The sequence below is a fragment of the Novosphingobium sp. FW305-C-111 genome, assembly GCF_058783565.1.
This window is the reverse complement of the sequence record NZ_JBYSYP010000011.1, coordinates 35,338-51,646: the sequence shown is the minus strand read 5'-3', so window position 1 is coordinate 51,646 and position 16,309 is coordinate 35,338. Positions and strand designations below refer to the sequence as shown.

The window sequence follows — 16,309 nt, the reverse complement described above, 5'->3', positions numbered from 1 at the left end:
TCCAGCATCGCGGGATTCTACGCCGCCGCAAGTGCTAATCGGTCCGCGCCGGGGCGAGCGTGGCCGATTTGCGACAGAACCGAGGTAGAGAGGCGCGCAATCGCGGTAATTTGCCGCAACCCCTTGCCCTGTGCCCCCGATCCCGCCCATCTAGGGGCGAGATGCTCCGCCAGTACGAACTCGTCGAACGCGTGAAGGCGTATGATCCGGACGCCGACGAGGCGATGCTGAACCGCGCCTATGTCTATACCGTGCAGAAGCACGGCACCCAGAAACGGGCCAGCGGCGACCCCTACTTTTCCCACCCGGTCGAAGTCGCCGGCCTGATGACCGAGCTCAAGCTCGACCAGGACACGATCATCACCGCGCTGCTCCACGATACCGTCGAGGATACCCTCGCCACGGTCGACGAGGTGGAGAAACTGTTCGGACCGGACGTCGCCCGGCTGGTCGACGGGGTGACCAAGCTCTCCAAGATCGAGGCGATGACCGAGAGCGAGCGCGCGGCGGAAAACCTGCGCAAGTTCCTCCTCGCGATGAGCGAGGACCTGCGGGTGCTCCTCGTCAAGCTGGCCGATCGCCTCCACAACATGCGCACGCTCCACTTCATCAAGAGCGAGGACAAGCGCCGCCGCATCGCCCGCGAGACGATGGAGATCTATGCCCCGCTGGCCGAGCGCGTGGGCATGTACGAATACATGCGCGAAATGCAGCTGCTCGCGTTCGAACAACTCGAACCCGAAGCCTACGCCACGATCACCGGCCGCCTCGCCACGATCCGCAGCGAGGAGGGCGGGCAGGTCGACGCGATCGCACTGGAGATCAAGCAGGCGCTCGCCGAAGCGGGTATGTCGGTCGAAGTTTCGGGGCGCGAGAAGCACCCGTACTCGATCTGGCGCAAGATGGCCGAACGCCACGTCAGCTTCGAGCAGATTACCGACATCATGGCCTTCCGCGTCCTCGTCGAGAACGAGGAGGACTGCTACCGGGCGCTCGGGATCATCCACCGCGAATGGCAGATGATCCCGGGGCGGTTCAAGGACTACATCTCGACGCCGAAGCTCAACGGCTACCGCTCGCTCCACACCGCGCTGATCTATCGCAACTCGATGCGGGTCGAGGTCCAGATCCGTACCCGCGACATGCACCGCCTCAACGAGTTCGGCCTCGCCGCGCACTGGGCCTACAAGCAGGGCGGCGTGGCGCCGGATGGGCAGGTGGCGTGGTTGCGTGACCTGATCGAAATTCTCGAGACCAGCCACGACGCCGACGAACTGCTTGAGCACACCAAGCTGGCGATCTACCAGGACCGGATCTTCGCCTTTACCCCCAAGGGCGCGCTGCACCAGTTGCCCAAGGGAGCGACGCCGATCGACTTCGCATTTGCCGTCCATACCGACCTTGGCGCCAAGGCGGTCGGCGCGAAGATCAACGGGCGGCACGTGCCCCTGCGCACGCAGCTCGGCAACGGCGACGTCGTGGAGATCATCAAGAGCCGCAATTCGGAGCCGCAGCTGTCGTGGCTCGGCTTCGTCGTTACCGGCAAGGCGAGAGCCGCGATCCGCCGCTTCGTGCGGCTCAAGGAGCGGCAGGAAATCGCCGCCATCGGGCGCAAGCTCTATGAGGAAATCGCCGAGCGGCTGCCGACCAAGGTCGGCAAGAAGGCGCTCAAGGACGCGCTCAAGCGGCTTGGCCTCTCGAACGAGGACGAGCTGATGTATGCCATCGGCACGGCCAAGCTCGACGACCGGCAGGTGATGGAAGCGCTGGTCCCGGGCAGCGCCGCCAACCTCCCGGCGTCGGAACAATGGCCGCAGCAGCAGCGCGCGATCGCGGTACGCGGCCTGACCCCGGGCGTGGCCTTCAAGCTTGCCGAGTGCTGCCACCCCGTCCCCGGCGACCGCATCGTCGGCCTGCGCCGTCCGGGCGAGGGCGTGGAGGTCCACGCGATCGACTGCCTGAGCCTCGCCAACGGCATCGACGCCGACTGGATCGACCTGTCGTGGGACGCCCGCACCGACGGCGCCACCGGGCGGATCCGGGCGGAGCTCTACAATCGGCCGGGCACGCTCGCGGAAATGGCGGGCATCTTCGCCAGCAACCACGCCAACGTCGTCAACCTCGAGATGACCCAGCGCGAGAGCCCGTTCCACACCTACGAAGTGGAAATCGAGGTCCGCGATCTGGCGCACCTCACGCGAATCGTCAGTGCGCTGCGGGCCAGCGATGCGGTGGCGCAGGCGGAGCGGATCTAGAGGCAGGCAGGTCCATCCCCCGGCTCCCTCCCGCATGCGGGAGGGGGGAGATCAGCGCGATCGCTTGCTCGACGCGCAGCTAGTTCCCCTGCCGCATGCGGGAGGGGCTAGGGGTGGGCCTGTAAGAGGCTGGAAACCTCAATCCCCCGTGAAACTCGGCGCCCGCTTCTCGAGGATTGCCGCCACGGCCTCCGCGTGGTCCTTCGTCTCGTGTGCGATCGCTTGGTAGGCGGCCGACAGTTCCAGAACGTCGTGCGCCCGTCCATGCTGGGCCTCGCGCAGGAGCTTCTTGGTGAGGCGCAGGGCGCGGGGGCTGTTGGCGCAGATCTTGTCGGCAATCTTGAGAGCAGCGTCGATCAACTCGCCGTCAGGTACGACGTCGCCGACCAGCCCGATCGACTTGGCATAGGCCGCATCGAAGGTCTCGCCGGTCAGGAACAGTTCGGCGGCCTTGGAGTAGCCGACGATCCGTTGCAGCGTCCACGCGCCGCCGTCGCCGGGGACGATGCCGACCTTGATGAAGCTCGCCGCCATCTTGGCGCTCTCGGCCGCCACGCGCACGTCGCACAGGCACGCGAGGTCGAGGCCGAGACCGATGGCGTGGCCGTTGATCGCGGCGATCATCGGAATCTCGCAGTCGAGCATGGCCCGCACCGCACGCTGCACGCCCCGGCGGTAATTGGCGCGGGTGGAATCGGGCTGTTCGAGCACGCCGATCCCGGTGCGCTGCTGCATCCCCTTGACGTTGCCACCTGCGGAGAACGCGCGGCCTTCTCCGGTTAGCACGATGCACGAGACAGAGCGGTCGTTGCCCAGTTCGAAGAAGGTGTCGACGATGCTGTCGCAGTCCTCGAGCGTGCCGATGGCGTTCAGCGATTCCGGGCGGCGCATCGTCAGGATCGCGACCTTGCCGCGGCGTTCGACGGTCAGGAACGGGGTCATTCTGGAGCCTCCCACGAAATTTAACTTTACGATTAAAAGGCCGCTGCCATAGGAAGCGACGCGATGCAAATATTCCCGATCCGCTCGTTCGATCCGCCCGGCGATGTCCCCGCGCTCCGCCGGCAGGTGCGCGAACTGGTGGCGCAGCACGCGCCCCGCTGGGACATCGAGACCCGCTGCAATCCCTGGCTGAAATGCGACCCGGAGTTCTCGCGCGCGATGGGCGCGGCGGGGCTTCTGGGCCTCAGCTGGCCGAAGAAGTATGGCGGGCAGGAGCGGTCGATCCTCGAACGCTATGTCGTGCTGGAAGAGCTGCTCGCGCTCGGCGCGCCGTCGGGCTGCCACTGGGTCGCCGACCGCCAGACCGGGCCGCTCCTGCTGCGCTATGGCACCGAGGCGCAGCGCGAAAAGTACCTCCCTGGCATGGTCCGCGGCGAGATCTATGCCTGTATCGGCCTGTCGGAACCCAACGCCGGATCCGACCTCGCCAGCGTCCGCACCGCGGCCCGGCGCACGCCCGAAGGATGGCGGATCAACGGCCAGAAGGTGTGGACCAGCAATGCGCACGAGTGCCATGCTGCGCTCACCCTCGTCCGCACCGAGGAAGGCAGCGAGCGTCACGCCGGGCTTTCGCAGCTGATGATCGACCTCGACTCGCCGGGTATCACGATCCGTCCGATCATCGACATGACCGGCGAGCACCATTTCAACGAAATCTTCTTCGACGATGCCCTGATCCCGCTCGACGCGCTCGTCGGCACCGAAGGGCAGGGCTGGAAGCAGGTCGTCGCCGAGCTTGCCTATGAGCGCTCCGGGCCGGAGCGGTACCTCTCCACCCACATGCTGTTCGCCACGCTGATCGACGCGATCGGGCCTGACGCGCCGGAGCCGGTCGCGCAGCTGATCGGGCGGCTGACCGCTGAGCTGTGGACGCTGCGCCAGATGTCGATGTCGACAGCCGCCAAGCTGGCTGCGGGCGAGGATCCGGTGGTCGAGGCGTCGATCGTCAAGGACCTCGGCAATGCGTTCGAACAGGCGATGCCGCGTCTGATCCAGGCCGCGGTGGACATCGACACTTCGGGCGGCAGCGACCTCGGCCGGGCGCTGGCCCACGTGCTGGTCGCCTCCCCCGGCTTCTCCCTTCGCGGCGGCACGCCCGAAGTGCTGCGCGGAATCATTGCGAAGGGACTGGGCCTGAGATGAGCGAGCAGCGCCAACTCCTGTGCGACATGGCCGAAGGGCTGTTCGCAGAACTCGCCGAAGTGCCGTTTGCCGAAGCGATGCCGCGGCTGGCCGAGGCCGGCTTCACCTCGCTGCTGGTGTCCGAGGAAGCCGGCGGGTTCGGCGGCGACTGGGGCGACGTCTATGCGGTGCTGCGCCTCGCCGGGCGGCACGCGCTTGCCGCGCCGCTCGCCGAGACGGTCATGGCCCACGGCCTCCTCGCCGAGGCGGGGATCACCGCGCCCGAGGGGCTCGTCGTATTCGCCGCCCACGGTCAGCGCGTCACCTATGGCCGCCATGCCGATGCGGTCGTCGCCTTGGGGGAGGGCGGCCTGAAGCTCTACCCGGCGAGCGCTGTCGCATGGGACGAGGGCACCAATATCGCGGGCGAACCGCATGACTTGCCGCGCTTCTCGGGTCAGCCGGATGCGGCCGGGCAAAGCTCCGCCGAGGGCATCGCGCTGGGCGCGTTCGCCCGCGTCGCGCAGGCCGCTGGCGCGCTGGAGGCGGCGTTCGAGCTCACCCTCGAACACGTCAACACCCGCGTCCAGTTCGGGCGCCAGCTCGCCAAGTTCCAGGCGGTGCAGCAGGCCATGGCCGAGTTCTCGGTCGAGGCGGCAGCGGTCGATGCGGCCGGACAGGCGCTCGCCACGGCGATGGACTTTGCCCGCGCGAACGGCGGCGATACCGGCTTCGAGATCGCCGCGGCCAAGCTGCGGACGAACATCGCTATCGAGAAGTCCTTCCCGATCGCCCACCGCCTCCATGCCGCCATCGGCTACACCATGGAATACGCGCTCAACCGGTATACCCGCAGGCTGATGGGCTGGCGGGGCGAGTTCGGCAATGACTCATACTGGGGCACGCGGCTCGGTCGCCAGGTCGGGGGCATCGGCGGGGCCGGGCTCTGGGCCGAGGTCACCGCGCGGGGCGACCGGCTGATCCGCGCCTGACGCCTGTTCCGGGCGGTATCATCGGCGCTTGACCCTTGCGGCAGGGCGGTTTAACCGTGCGGTTAAACTTTCTGCGAGAGGACTCGGCTGCCATGGCTACCGCATATATCGTTGACGCAGTGCGCACCGCCGGCGGGCGGCGCAACGGACGCCTCGCCGGGGTTCACCCGGTCGATCTCGCTGCGGCCAGCCTCGATGCGATCGTGTCGCGCACCGGGATCGATCCCGGTGCGGTCGAGGACGTGATCATGGGCTGCGTGACGCAGGCGGGACAGCAGGCCGGACAGGTCGGCCGCAACGCCGTGCTCGCCTCGAAGCTGCTTCCGGAATCGACCCCGGCGGTGACCATCGACCGCCAGTGCGGCTCGTCGCAGCAGGCGGTCCAGTTTGCTGCGCAGGCGGTGATGTCCGGCGTCCAGGATGTGGTGATCGCGGCCGGGATCGAGAGCATGACCCGCGTGCCGATGGGCACCAGCGCGATGTTTCACATGAAAGAGGGGCTGGGGAACTACAAGTCGCCGGGCCTCGAGGCCAAGTACCCGGGCGTGATTTGGTCCCAGTTCATGGGCGCCGAAATGATCGTCAAGAAGCACGGCTTCACCAAGGATCAGCTCGACCGCTTCGCCCTGACCAGCCACCAGCGCGCCAAGGCCGCGACCGAGGCGGGCGCGTTCGCCAACGAGATCGTGCCGATCGAGATCGAGACGCCCGACGGCAAAGCCATGCACACCGTGGACGAAGGCATCCGCTTCGACGCGACGCTCGAGAGCATTGCCGGAGTCAAGTTGCTGTCCGAAGGCGGCGCGCTGACGGCGGCCAGCTCGAGCCAGATCTGCGACGGTTCGTCGGCGGCACTGGTCGTCTCGGAGGAAGCGCTCAAGCGCTACAACCTGACCCCGCTGGCGCGGATACACACCCTGACGGTGACAGCGGGCGATCCGGTCATCATGCTCGAGGAGCCGCTGTTCGCGACCGACCGCGCACTGCAGAAGGCCGGCCTGAAGATCGGCGACATCGATCTCTATGAAGTCAACGAGGCGTTCGCCTCGGTGCCGATGGCGTGGCTCAAGCACACCGGCGCGGACCCGGACAAGCTCAACGTCAACGGCGGCGCAATCGCGCTCGGCCACCCGCTCGGCGCTTCGGGCACCAAGCTGATGTCGACCCTGCTCAACGCGCTCAAGGCGCGCGGCGGCAAGTACGGCCTGCAGACGATGTGCGAAGGCGGCGGCGTCGCCAACGTCACCATCGTCGAGATGTGCTGAGCGCCAATTCTCAAACGGCTGCGTCCCCGCGAAGGCGGGGACCTCGTGCCGTCTGACGGACCATGAACCGAGGGAGATCCCCGCCTTCGCGGGGATGCAACTGACAAGGAAAAACCCATGATTCTCGACAACACCGTTTCCGCCGTCGTCACTGGCGGCGCTTCCGGCCTCGGCGCGGCAACCGCCCGTGCCCTGGCCGCCAAGGGCGTCAAGGTCGCCATCTTCGACCTCCAGAAGGAAAAGGGCGAGGCGATCGCAGCGGAGCTCGGCGGCGTGTTCTGCGAAGTCAACGTGACCGACGATGCCAGCGTCGACGCCGGCTTCGCCAAGGCCCGCGCCGCGATCGGCCAGGAGCGCATCCTGGTGAACTGCGCCGGCACCGGCAACGCGATCAAGACTGCCTCGCGCAGCAAGGAAGACGGTTCGATCAAGCACTTCCCGCTCGATGCGTTCAACTGGATCATCCAGATCAACCTCGTCGGCACCTTCCGCTGCATCGCCAAGTCGGCGGCCGGCATGATGACGCTCGAACCGCAGGCCGACGGCGACCGCGGCGCGATCGTCAACACCGCGTCTGTCGCGGCCGAGGACGGCCAGATGGGCCAGGCGGCCTACTCCGCGTCGAAGGGCGGCGTGGTCGGCATGACCCTGCCGATCGCCCGCGACCTCGCGAGCGAGAACATTCGCGTCAACACCATCCTGCCGGGGATTTTCGACACCCCGCTGCTGGCTGGTGCGCCGCAGAACGTGCGCGACGCGCTCGCCGCGACCGTGCTCAACCCGAAGCGCCTCGGCAGCCCGCCGGAATACGCGGCGCTGGCGCTGTGCATGATCGAGAACGGTTATTTCAACGGCGAGGATGTCCGCCTCGACGGCGGCATCCGCATGGCACCGCGCTAAGACCGACGCAAAACGCCCCCGCGATGTGCGGGGGCGTGATCATCAATCGGGCGAGAGGCAGGACATGAGCGAGTTCACGCAGATCAAGTACGATGTCGCCGACGGGATTGCGACGATCACGCTCAACCGTCCGGAAAAGATGAACGCCTTCACCCGCGTGATGATGGACGAGCTTATCGCCGCGTTCGATCGCACCGATGCCGACGACGAGGTCAAGGTCGTGATCATGACCGGATCGGGCGACCGCGCGTTTTGCGCCGGGGCCGACCTCACGCCCACGGACGGCAGCAAGCCGTTCGCCAGCAACGATGTGATCGAGGACCTGTCCGACACCCGCGTTCGCGATGGCGGCGGGATGCTCGTCCTGCGGATGTTCGAATCGAAGAAGCCCATCATCGGTGCGATCAACGGCGTCGCGGTGGGGGTCGGGGCAACGATGCAGCTACCGATGGACATTCGCGTCGCCAGCAACAAGGCCCGCTTCGGCTTCGTGTTCGCCCGCCGCGGGATTGCGCCGGACGGCTGCGCCAGCTGGTTCCTGCCGCGCATCGTCGGCCTGCCGCTGGCGCTCGAATGGTGCATGACCGGCCGGGTGTTCGACGCCGAGGAAGCCCTGCGCGGCGGTCTCGTCCGCTCGCTCCACGATCCGGAAGACGTCATGCCGACCGCGGTCGCTCTCGCCCGCGAGATCATCGACAACACGGCCCCGGTTTCGGTCGCGATGACCCGCGCGATGCTGTGGCGGCTTGCGCAGGCCGACCACCCGATGGAGGCGCACAAGATCGACAGCCGCGCAATCTATCGCCTGTCCAAGGGCGTGGACGCGAAGGAAGGCGTGGAAAGCTTCCTCGAGAAGCGCGCGCCCCGCTATCCCGGCAAGGTCTCGCAGGATATGCCTGAAGTCTATCCGTGGTGGGAAGAAGCGAACTGGGGATGAAGCAGGGCAAGGCCCCGAACGACGCGGAAGGCGCAGACACCGCGGCACCGGCCGGCGCGCGCGATCTGCTGCTCGAAACCGCCTCGCAGATCATGCGCGACGGCGATCTTGTCGACATATCGCTGTCGGAACTGTCGCTGCGCTCGGGGCTCAATTCGGCGCTGGTCAAGTACTATTTCGGCAACAAGGCCGGCCTGCTCAACGCGCTGCTCGACCGCGACATGGTCGCCATCGTCAAGAGCGTGGACGCGCTGGTCGCCAAGGACGACATGAGCCCGGAGGCCAAGCTCCGCCGGCACATCTCCAAGGTGATCGATACCTACTACCAGGTTCCGTACCTCAATCGCCTGACCATGCGGCTGGTGCGCGAAAGCAATCCCGAAGAAGCCCAGCGGATCGCCGACGAGTACATGACCCCGCTCTACAAGGCCTACAGCCGGCTCATCAAGGCGGGGGTGAAGGACGGCACCTTCCGGCCGATCAACCCGCAGCTGTTCTATTTCACCGTCACCGGCGCGTGCGACCGCTTCTTTTCGGCGCGGCTGGTGATCAAGCACTGCTTCGATCAGGACACCCTGACCGAAGAACTCCGCGACGCGTACCGCGAGCATACCATCGACATCATCATGGCGGGCATCCTGGCGCGCTGAGCGCGGATCGCCCTCTTGCAGACCTGCGGCGCTACGGGCACTCCACCCGCAGCAAGGGAGTGCGCGCGTGTCGGCTAGGCGGGAAGGCGAATGGCGGATCGGGGTGATCGGCGGGTCGGGGCTCTATGACCTGTCGCTGATCGAGGATGCGCAGGAAATTGCGGTGTCCTCGCCCTTCGGAACGCCCTCGGGACCTGTCACGCTAGGCACCATCGCCGGCGTGCGCTTTGCGTTTCTCCCCCGCCACGGCGCCGGCCACCGCCTGCCGCCCGACCGGGTTCCGTACCGAGCGAACATCGATGCGCTGAAGCGCTGCGGCGTGACAGACGTGCTGGCGATCTCCGCCATCGGCTCGCTGCGCGAAGACTTTGCGCCGGGCAGCTTCGTCGCGGTCGACCAGTTCATCGACCGCACCGCGGCCCGCGAGAACTCGTTCTTCGGTGAAGGGCTGGTGGCCCACGCCAGCATGGCCGATCCGGTGTGCCCGCGACTGACCGCGCTGGCGGTCGAGGCGGCGCGCGGAGCGGGAGCCACGGTCCACCACGGCGGCTGCTATCTCGCGATGCAGGGGCCGCAGTTTTCGACCCGCGCCGAAAGCCGGATGTACCGCGAATGGGGCGCCGATGTCATCGGCATGACCGCGCTGCCCGAAGCGCGCCTCGCCCGCGAGGCCGAGCTGCCATACGCCCTGCTCGCCATGGTCACCGACTATGACGCGTGGCGCGAAGGCGAGGCGGTCGACGTCGCACAGGTGCTCCAGGTCATGGCCGCCAACGCTGCGACCGCGCGGGAAACCGTCGCGCGGCTGGCGGCGTTGCTGCCGGAGCGGCGCGAGCCGAGCCCGATCGACCGGGCGCTCGACGGCGCGATCATGACCGCGAAGGGCCAGCGCGACCCGGTCCTCGCGGCGAAGCTCGATGCGGTCGCGGGAAGGGTGCTGCGATGAGCGAGGTCGTTCTCCACGATTACTGGCGTTCCTCCGCCGCTTATCGGGTGCGGATCGGGTTGAACCTCAAGGGCATCGCTTATCGCACGCAGGTCGTCGACCTGCTTGCGGGGGAGCAGCGGGGCGCAGGGTACCGGGCGCTCAATCCCGCTGCGCTCGTGCCGACGCTCGAGATCGACGGCCATGTCCTGACGCAGAGCCTGGCGATCCTCGATTACCTCGATGCCAGGGTTCGAAAGCCCCGGTTCGTCTCGTCCGATCCGGCCACGCGTTCGGTCACGCTGGCGCGCGCCCTGGCGATCACGTCGGACATCCATCCGCTCAACAACATGCGGGTCGTGGGCGAACTGCGGGCGCGGTTCGGGGCCGACGACGCGCAGGTGCTGGGATGGATGCAGGAGTGGATGCACCGCGGTTTCGCCGCGCTCGAGCCCGGCGCGCCGAGCCAGGGTCTGCTGGGCGGCGACCTTCCCGACCTGGCCGACATCTGCCTTGTGCCGCAGATGTACAACGCAAGAAGATGGCAGGTCCCGCTCGTTGACTATCCCAAATTAGTACGTATAGACGCGGAATTGCGCAATATTCCTGCGTTTGCCGCGGCCGCGCCCGAAGCGGTGAAGCCGGGATAGGGGATCAACAAATCGCCGCTTGCGCCCGGCGATGGTTGCAGTAGAAACGATTTCCTATGCCAGGGACGGGAACACGGCTCGCCGACTACATGCCTTATCGGCTCGCGGTCACCTCGAACGAGGTGAGCGGCCATATCGCCGGCGCCTATCGCAAGCGGTTCGGGCTCAAGATCCCCGAGTGGCGCGTCATGAACATCCTTGGTGACGGTGGATCGCAGACCCAGCGGGATCTCGGACGGCTGGCCGTGATGGACAAGGTTGCCGTCAACCGGGCCTGCAAGGTGCTGGAAGAGCGCGGCCTGATCGCTCGCACCCCCAACGCCTCCGACGGCCGCTCGCACCATCTCGAGCTGACCGACGCGGGGCGCGAGATGTTCAACCAGATTTGGCCCCATTCGCTGGCGATCGGCGCGCAGATATTCTCCTGCCTGACCGAAGCGGAAACGGAAAAGCTGCGCAAGATCCTCGGCAAGCTGCTCGACAGCGTCCGCAAGCTGGAAAGCGAGACCAAGTGAAATTTGCATCCCTGCCGCAGGGGCGCGACGGCCGTCTGGTCGTCGTGTCCGACGACCTTGCCTGGTACGCCGACGCCGATCACATCGTGCCGACCCTGCAGGGCCTGCTCGATGACTGGGAGCGCAACTACCCCCTGCTGGAGTCGCTCGGCATCGAGCTTGCCCACGGCGCGATCCCGCGCAAGCGCTTCCACGAGCGCGAGGCCGCCGCACCCCTGCCGCGCGCGTTCCAGTGGGCCGACGGCAGCGCTTATGTGAACCATGTCGAACTGGTCCGCCGGGCGCGCGGGGCGGAGCTGCCCGAAAGCTTCTGGACCGATCCGCTGATGTACCAGGGTGGCAGCGACGATCTGCGCGCCGCGCGCGAGCCGATCCTCCTCGCCGACGAAGCCTGGGGCTGCGACCTCGAGGCGGAAATCTGCGTGGTGACCGGCGACGTGCCGCAAGGCGCGAGCCGCGAAGAGGCGCTCGCCGCCATCCGCCTGGTCGGACTGGTCAACGACGTGTCGTTGCGCAACCTGATCCCCGGCGAACTCGCCAAGGGCTTCGGCTTCGTCCAGTCCAAGCCGGCGAGCCACTTCTCGCCCGTGTTCGTGACGCCGGACGCGCTGGGCGAAGCCTGGAGGGACGGCAAGCTCCACCGCCCGCTGCAGGTCGACGTCAACGGCCAGCCGTTCGGCCGGGCCGAGGCGGGAGAGGAGTGCACCTTCGATTTCGGCGTGCTGATCGCGCACCTCGCGAAAACCCGGAAGGTGAGCGCGGGCTCGATCATCGGTTCGGGCACGGTCTCCAACCGCGATCCCGATGGATCCCCCGGCCGTCCGGTCAGCGAAGGCGGGCGCGGCTATTCGTGCATTGCCGAACTGCGCATGGTCGAACAGATCGCCCGCGGCGAGGCCTCGACCCCGTTCCTGCGCTATGGCGACACCGTCCGCATCGAGATGAAGGACGCCGCCGGGCACTCGATCTTCGGGGCGATCGAACAGGTCGTGGCGAAGGGCTGACCCGGATCCCCCGCGAGGGCGGGGGTCTCCTCCTGTCAACGGACCGGTTGCGGCACGAGGTCCCCGCTTTCGCGGGGGCTCGCTTACTGCCGGTGGACGAAGGCGTCGTTGATCGAGCAGGCCGCCGGGCCGAGAATGACGATGAACAGCGTCGGCAGGATGAACAGGATCAGCGGAACGGTCATGATCGCGGGCAGGCGCGCGGCCTTTTCCTCGGCGCGCATCATCCGCTCGTTGCGGAATTCGGCCGAGAGCACGCGCAGCGCCGAGGCGAGCGGCGTACCGTAGCGTTCGGTCTGGATCATGGTCGTGACCACGCCCTTCACCGCGTCGAGATTGACGCGGTAGGCGAGGTTCTCGAACGCCTGGCGGCGTTCGGTCAGGAACGACAGCTCGATCGCGGTCAGGGCGAACTCGTCGCCCAGCTCCGGATAGGCGCGGCCGAGCTCGCGGGCGACGCGGTTGAACGCGGCGTCGACGGTGAGACCGGCCTCGGCGCAGATCACCAGCAGGTCGAGCGCGTCGGGCAGGCCCTTGCGGATCGCGTCGGTGCGCTTGGTGACGAGGTTCGAGACGAACAGGTCGGGCGCCTTGTAGCCAAGGCCGACCATCACCGCGAACGCGGCGAACTTCTTGAACGGGGTCCACGTCGGGAAGAAGTCGATGCCATAGATGACAAGGCCGGCGAGCAGGCCGAGCACGATGGGCGAGACGAGGCGGCCGGCGATGACCGCGACGCCCCATTCGCGCTTGCGGATGCCGGCCTGGGCGAGCCGCTGCTGGACGGCCTGGAGCTGCGAGTCCTGCAGCATCTTGAACCGCGACAGGAAGCTCTTGAGCTGGTCGGTGGTCTCGTTGCGGCGGACGATTGACTGGCGTTTCTTGGCGCTGGCCGTGACGATGCCGGCCTTCAGCTGCTCGCGCCGCTCGTTGAGCGCCTTGACCCGCTTGGCCATCGGATCGCGGACGGTGACCGCGGCATAGATCGCCAGCATGACCGCCATCGCGGCGACCGCGACAAGCAGCGAACCGACCCAGATGACGTCGAAGCCGAGGAGAGTGGGGCCTTTGGTAGGCATGGTCTTGTCCTTGTCCCCCTCAGATCTCGAAGCTGACCATCTTGGCCATGATGAAGGCACCGATGCCCATCCACACTGCGCCGCCGATGCCGGTGACGATCAGGCGCTCGTCGATGAAGAACTTCCCGATGTAGTTCGGGTTGATCCACCAGATCATCGTGAACACGATGAACGGCAGCGCGCCGACGATGTAGGCCGAGGCCTTGGATTCCGAGCTCATCGCCCGGATCTTGAGCTTCATCTGGGCGCGCTTGCGCAGCACGTCCGAAAGGTTGCCGAGCGTTTCGGCGAGGTTGCCGCCGGTCTCGCGCTGGATCGCCAGGGTGATGACGAAGAAGCTGAACTCGGGCGTGTTGAGCCGGTCGGCGGTTTCCTGGAGTGCGTCCTCCATGGTCCGGCCCATCTTGATGCGGTCGGTCACCAGCTTGAACTCGATGCCGACAGGTCCGGGCAGTTCCTGCGCGACCACACCGAGCGTCTCGGTCACCGGCAGGCCTGAACGCAGGCCGCGGACCAGCAGGTCGATGGCGTCGGGAAACTTGCTGGTGAAGTCCTCGTTGCGCTTCTTGATGAAGAAGCCGACGACCATGTGCGGCAGGCCCGCGCCGATGAAGATGCCCAGCCCCAGCGACAGCAGCGCCGCTCCGGACTTGATGAACACGATCAGCGTGATGAACAGGGCGAGGCCGAGCGAGGCATAGAAGTACTGGCTGATCGTCCAGTCCTTGCCGGTCCGGTGCAGCCGCAGCGCCAGCGCCTCGACCCGGGAGCCCGAGCCGGCGATCTTGAAGTTGCCGGGTTTGCGCGCGGCGATCGCCTTGCGGTACTGCGCCTCGACCTTGTCGGTGGCGTTGTCCGAATGGCGGAAGCGCACGGCCTGGAGGCGGCGGTTGCTCTCGCGGGCCATCGACGGTCCGGCGAACGCCGAATAGCCGAGCACCATCACCAGCATGAGGCCGATGGCCACCATCATGAGTTGGACTATGCTCATCCGCGCTGCCTCTTCGATCGTTCAGGGGGTGCCTGCGGCGGCGGTTCTGGGACCCGCCGCCGGAGAAACCGCTGTTACTGCGCCGGTGCCTTGGCCTTCTTCGACCCGACCAGCGACTTGAGGTCGAACTTGCCGAGCAGCGAGGCCTTGCGGGCATCGCTCTTGTCGACCGTGGTCTGGCCTTCCTCGTCGACCGATCCGATCACCGCCTTGGCGACGTCGCGGATGACCTGGCCCGCCTTGGTGCTGCGATTGGCTTCGGCAAAGGTCTGGCCGAGCTTCGCGGCATTGGCGGCGGCCTTGAAGTCGTAGGGCACGATGAAGTTGATCTTGCGTTCGATCGACGCTTCGAAGTCGGCCTTGCTGATCTCGGCCACGCCCTGCTGGACCTTGTTGGCGACAACGATCGGCCGGACATGCGCGGCGTTGGTCTTGAGCCACGACAGCAGGCGGATCGCGTCGCGCGCCCCGGCGAGGGTGAGCTCGGTGGCGAGAACCACCACGTTCACGTCCGCCAGCAGGTGCGGGAAGTTGATCAGCATGTTGCGCGGCAGATCGACCACGGTCATCTCGAACGCCTGGCGGAATTCCTCCTCGAGCTGGACGAAGGCGGAGCCGTCGGTCATCAGCGGCGAGTTGATCGGCGCTTCGGCCGAAAGGATCGCAAGGTGGTCGTTGGCGCGGATCATCGCGCGTTCGATGAACAGGCCGTCGATGCGGCTGGGGTTGTCGATGGCGTCGGTGAGCCCGCGTCCCGGCTCGAGGTCGAGCGCCAGCGCGCCGGTCCCGAAGTGGACGTCGAGGTCAAGCAGCGCGGTCGGCATCTTGTGCTCGGCACTGAACAGCCACGCCAGCGAGGTGGCGAAAGTCGAGGCGCCGCAGCCGCCGCGGGTGCCGACGACGGCGGTCGAGATGTGCTTCTTGATCGACGCGGCGTCGTGGCTCTTGGGCGCGGTGAAGATCGCCTGGGCCTGGACCAGCGCGTCACGCAGCTGCCCGGCCGAAAGCGGCTTGAGCAGGTAGTCGTGAATGCCCGAGCCGAGCAGGTCGCGGTACAGGCGCACGTCGTTGACCTGGCCGACCGCGATGACGACGGTGCCCGGCTCGCAGACTTCGGCCAGCGCGTTGATGTCGTTCAGCGGATCGCCGCTTTCCGACAGGTCGACCATCAGGATGTTCGGGCTCGCGGTGATCGAGAGCGACTGGATGGCGTTGCGCAGGCCACCCTTGTTGCACTTCTCGGGCTGCCAGCCCATGTCGACCACGACCGGACGGAGGACGTCGAGCGCGGCCTCGTCGCAGATGAAGGCGGCGAAGGCGTCGCGGTTGCCGCCGGGCTTCCAGGGTGCGTTCATCGGTCTTACTTTCCGCTCTGGGTGGAGTTGGACTTGAGGCCTTCGGTGCCGGTCGGCTTCTGTTCGCGGTAGCTGTCGATGGCCTTGGTCGAGCTCATCACGGTCGTTTCACCGGTGCCGCGCGCCCCGTGGACAAGGTGCTCCTTGTCGGCGACCATCAGCGCCATGTTGCCGTTCACCGCGCAGCCGTAGCCGCTGTAGGTGCCGTTGCTGAGGTTGGCGTCGGTCTTTTCCTTCCATGCCGGGCAGCCCGGCACTTCGGCGACGGTGCGGGTGACCACGACCCGGGCGGAACCGGCGAGCACGTCGCCCGCGGTGACCGGGGCGGTATCGCCGACCAGCATGCCATAGCGCGCCGCGATCCCCTCGATCGCCTGGCGGGTCGCCGCGGCCTCGAGCGGGTCGTCGATGGCGATCTTGTCGCCGTAGCGCAGGTCCATCGCCTCGAACCAGCCGGCGAGGCGGCGCTGTTCGGACACGGAGACCCCGCCGCCCGGAAGGGTGGCGACGTCGAAGACATAGCTGTTGCGCTGGACCACCGGCTGGTTGACGCTTTCCAGCGTGCGGTTCGTCGGCATTCCGCCGCAGGCCGACAGGGCGAGGCCGAGCGAGAGGGCCAGCGCGGCGGCTCCGGTGCGGGCAAGGTTGGTACGCATGGTTCTCACCT

Annotated in this window: 16 protein-coding genes; 11 read left to right on the top strand and 5 right to left on the bottom strand. The window is 67.1% G+C overall.

Features of this window, described 5'->3' with window-relative positions:
* Nucleotides 1–161: 161 nt before the first annotated feature.
* Nucleotides 162–2,255 carry a RelA/SpoT family protein gene (locus AC3WLD_RS13325; RefSeq protein WP_492557455.1) on the top strand — a complete coding sequence of 698 codons (2,094 nt, stop codon included), beginning with the start codon at nt 162–164 and terminating at the stop codon, nt 2,253–2,255.
* Between the two features lie 138 nt (nt 2,256–2,393).
* On the opposite strand, the gene AC3WLD_RS13320 is transcribed toward AC3WLD_RS13325, so the two are convergent.
* Nucleotides 2,394–3,197 carry a crotonase/enoyl-CoA hydratase family protein gene (locus AC3WLD_RS13320; protein ID WP_492557454.1) on the bottom strand — a complete coding sequence of 268 codons (804 nt, stop codon included), beginning with the start codon at nt 3,195–3,197 and terminating at the stop codon, nt 2,394–2,396.
* A gap of 63 nt (nt 3,198–3,260) precedes the next feature.
* Between AC3WLD_RS13320 and AC3WLD_RS13315 the strand changes: the two genes are divergently transcribed.
* From AC3WLD_RS13315 to AC3WLD_RS13270, 10 genes are all read left to right on the top strand, one after another.
* A complete protein-coding gene (locus AC3WLD_RS13315; protein ID WP_492557453.1) occupies nt 3,261–4,400 on the top strand; it encodes an acyl-CoA dehydrogenase family protein in 1,140 nt (379 codons plus the stop codon).
* Nucleotides 4,397–5,371, top strand: coding sequence for an acyl-CoA dehydrogenase family protein (locus AC3WLD_RS13310; RefSeq protein WP_492557452.1), 975 nt, complete (start codon nt 4,397–4,399; stop codon nt 5,369–5,371). The genes AC3WLD_RS13315 and AC3WLD_RS13310 overlap by 4 nt, the downstream gene beginning before the upstream one ends.
* Nucleotides 5,372–5,463: 92 nt before the next feature.
* The gene (locus tag AC3WLD_RS13305; protein WP_492557451.1) at nt 5,464–6,636 is read left to right on the top strand and encodes an acetyl-CoA C-acetyltransferase; all 1,173 of its coding nucleotides are present in this window, start codon (nt 5,464–5,466) and stop codon (nt 6,634–6,636) included.
* A gap of 117 nt (nt 6,637–6,753) precedes the next feature.
* A complete protein-coding gene (locus tag AC3WLD_RS13300) occupies nt 6,754–7,536 on the top strand; it encodes an SDR family NAD(P)-dependent oxidoreductase (RefSeq protein ID WP_492557450.1) in 783 nt (260 codons plus the stop codon).
* 64 nt (nt 7,537–7,600) lie between these two features.
* A complete protein-coding gene (locus tag AC3WLD_RS13295) occupies nt 7,601–8,473 on the top strand; it encodes a crotonase/enoyl-CoA hydratase family protein (RefSeq protein WP_492557449.1) in 873 nt (290 codons plus the stop codon).
* A complete protein-coding gene (locus AC3WLD_RS13290) occupies nt 8,470–9,123 on the top strand; it encodes a TetR family transcriptional regulator (RefSeq protein ID WP_492557448.1) in 654 nt (217 codons plus the stop codon). Before AC3WLD_RS13295 ends, AC3WLD_RS13290 begins: the two co-directional genes overlap by 4 nt.
* 67 nt (nt 9,124–9,190) lie before the next feature.
* Complete coding sequence (gene mtnP, locus AC3WLD_RS13285) at nt 9,191–10,069, top strand: S-methyl-5'-thioadenosine phosphorylase (protein ID WP_492557447.1); 879 nt, start codon at nt 9,191–9,193, stop codon at nt 10,067–10,069.
* On the top strand, nt 10,066–10,698 hold the full coding sequence (gene maiA, locus AC3WLD_RS13280) for a maleylacetoacetate isomerase (protein ID WP_492557446.1): 633 nt from the start codon (nt 10,066–10,068) through the stop codon (nt 10,696–10,698). Before mtnP ends, maiA begins: the two co-directional genes overlap by 4 nt.
* Before the next feature lie 56 nt (nt 10,699–10,754).
* A complete protein-coding gene (locus AC3WLD_RS13275) occupies nt 10,755–11,213 on the top strand; it encodes a MarR family winged helix-turn-helix transcriptional regulator (protein WP_492557445.1) in 459 nt (152 codons plus the stop codon).
* Entirely contained in the window at nt 11,210–12,217 is a 1,008-nt protein-coding gene (locus tag AC3WLD_RS13270; RefSeq protein ID WP_492557444.1) for a fumarylacetoacetate hydrolase family protein, read from the top strand. The genes AC3WLD_RS13275 and AC3WLD_RS13270 overlap by 4 nt, the downstream gene beginning before the upstream one ends.
* A gap of 83 nt (nt 12,218–12,300) precedes the next feature.
* Here the strand turns inward: AC3WLD_RS13270 and AC3WLD_RS13265 are convergent, their stop codons facing one another.
* The 4 genes from AC3WLD_RS13265 to AC3WLD_RS13250 all read right to left on the bottom strand — a co-directional run bounded on the left by AC3WLD_RS13265 (nt 12,301) and on the right by AC3WLD_RS13250 (nt 16,298).
* On the bottom strand, nt 12,301–13,296 hold the full coding sequence (locus AC3WLD_RS13265) for a type II secretion system F family protein (protein WP_492557443.1): 996 nt from the start codon (nt 13,294–13,296) through the stop codon (nt 12,301–12,303).
* Between the two features lie 19 nt (nt 13,297–13,315).
* Nucleotides 13,316–14,287: a type II secretion system F family protein gene (locus AC3WLD_RS13260; RefSeq protein WP_492557442.1), complete on the bottom strand. Its 972-nt coding sequence runs from the start codon at nt 14,285–14,287 to the stop codon at nt 13,316–13,318.
* Nucleotides 14,288–14,361: 74 nt separating this feature from the next.
* On the bottom strand, nt 14,362–15,642 hold the full coding sequence (locus AC3WLD_RS13255) for a CpaE/TadZ family protein (protein ID WP_492557441.1): 1,281 nt from the start codon (nt 15,640–15,642) through the stop codon (nt 14,362–14,364).
* A 5-nt stretch (nt 15,643–15,647) separates the two neighbouring features.
* Nucleotides 15,648–16,298, bottom strand: a complete 651-nt coding sequence (locus AC3WLD_RS13250; RefSeq protein WP_492557440.1) for a CpaD family pilus assembly protein — start codon at nt 16,296–16,298, stop codon at nt 15,648–15,650.
* Nucleotides 16,299–16,309: the final 11 nt, after the last annotated feature.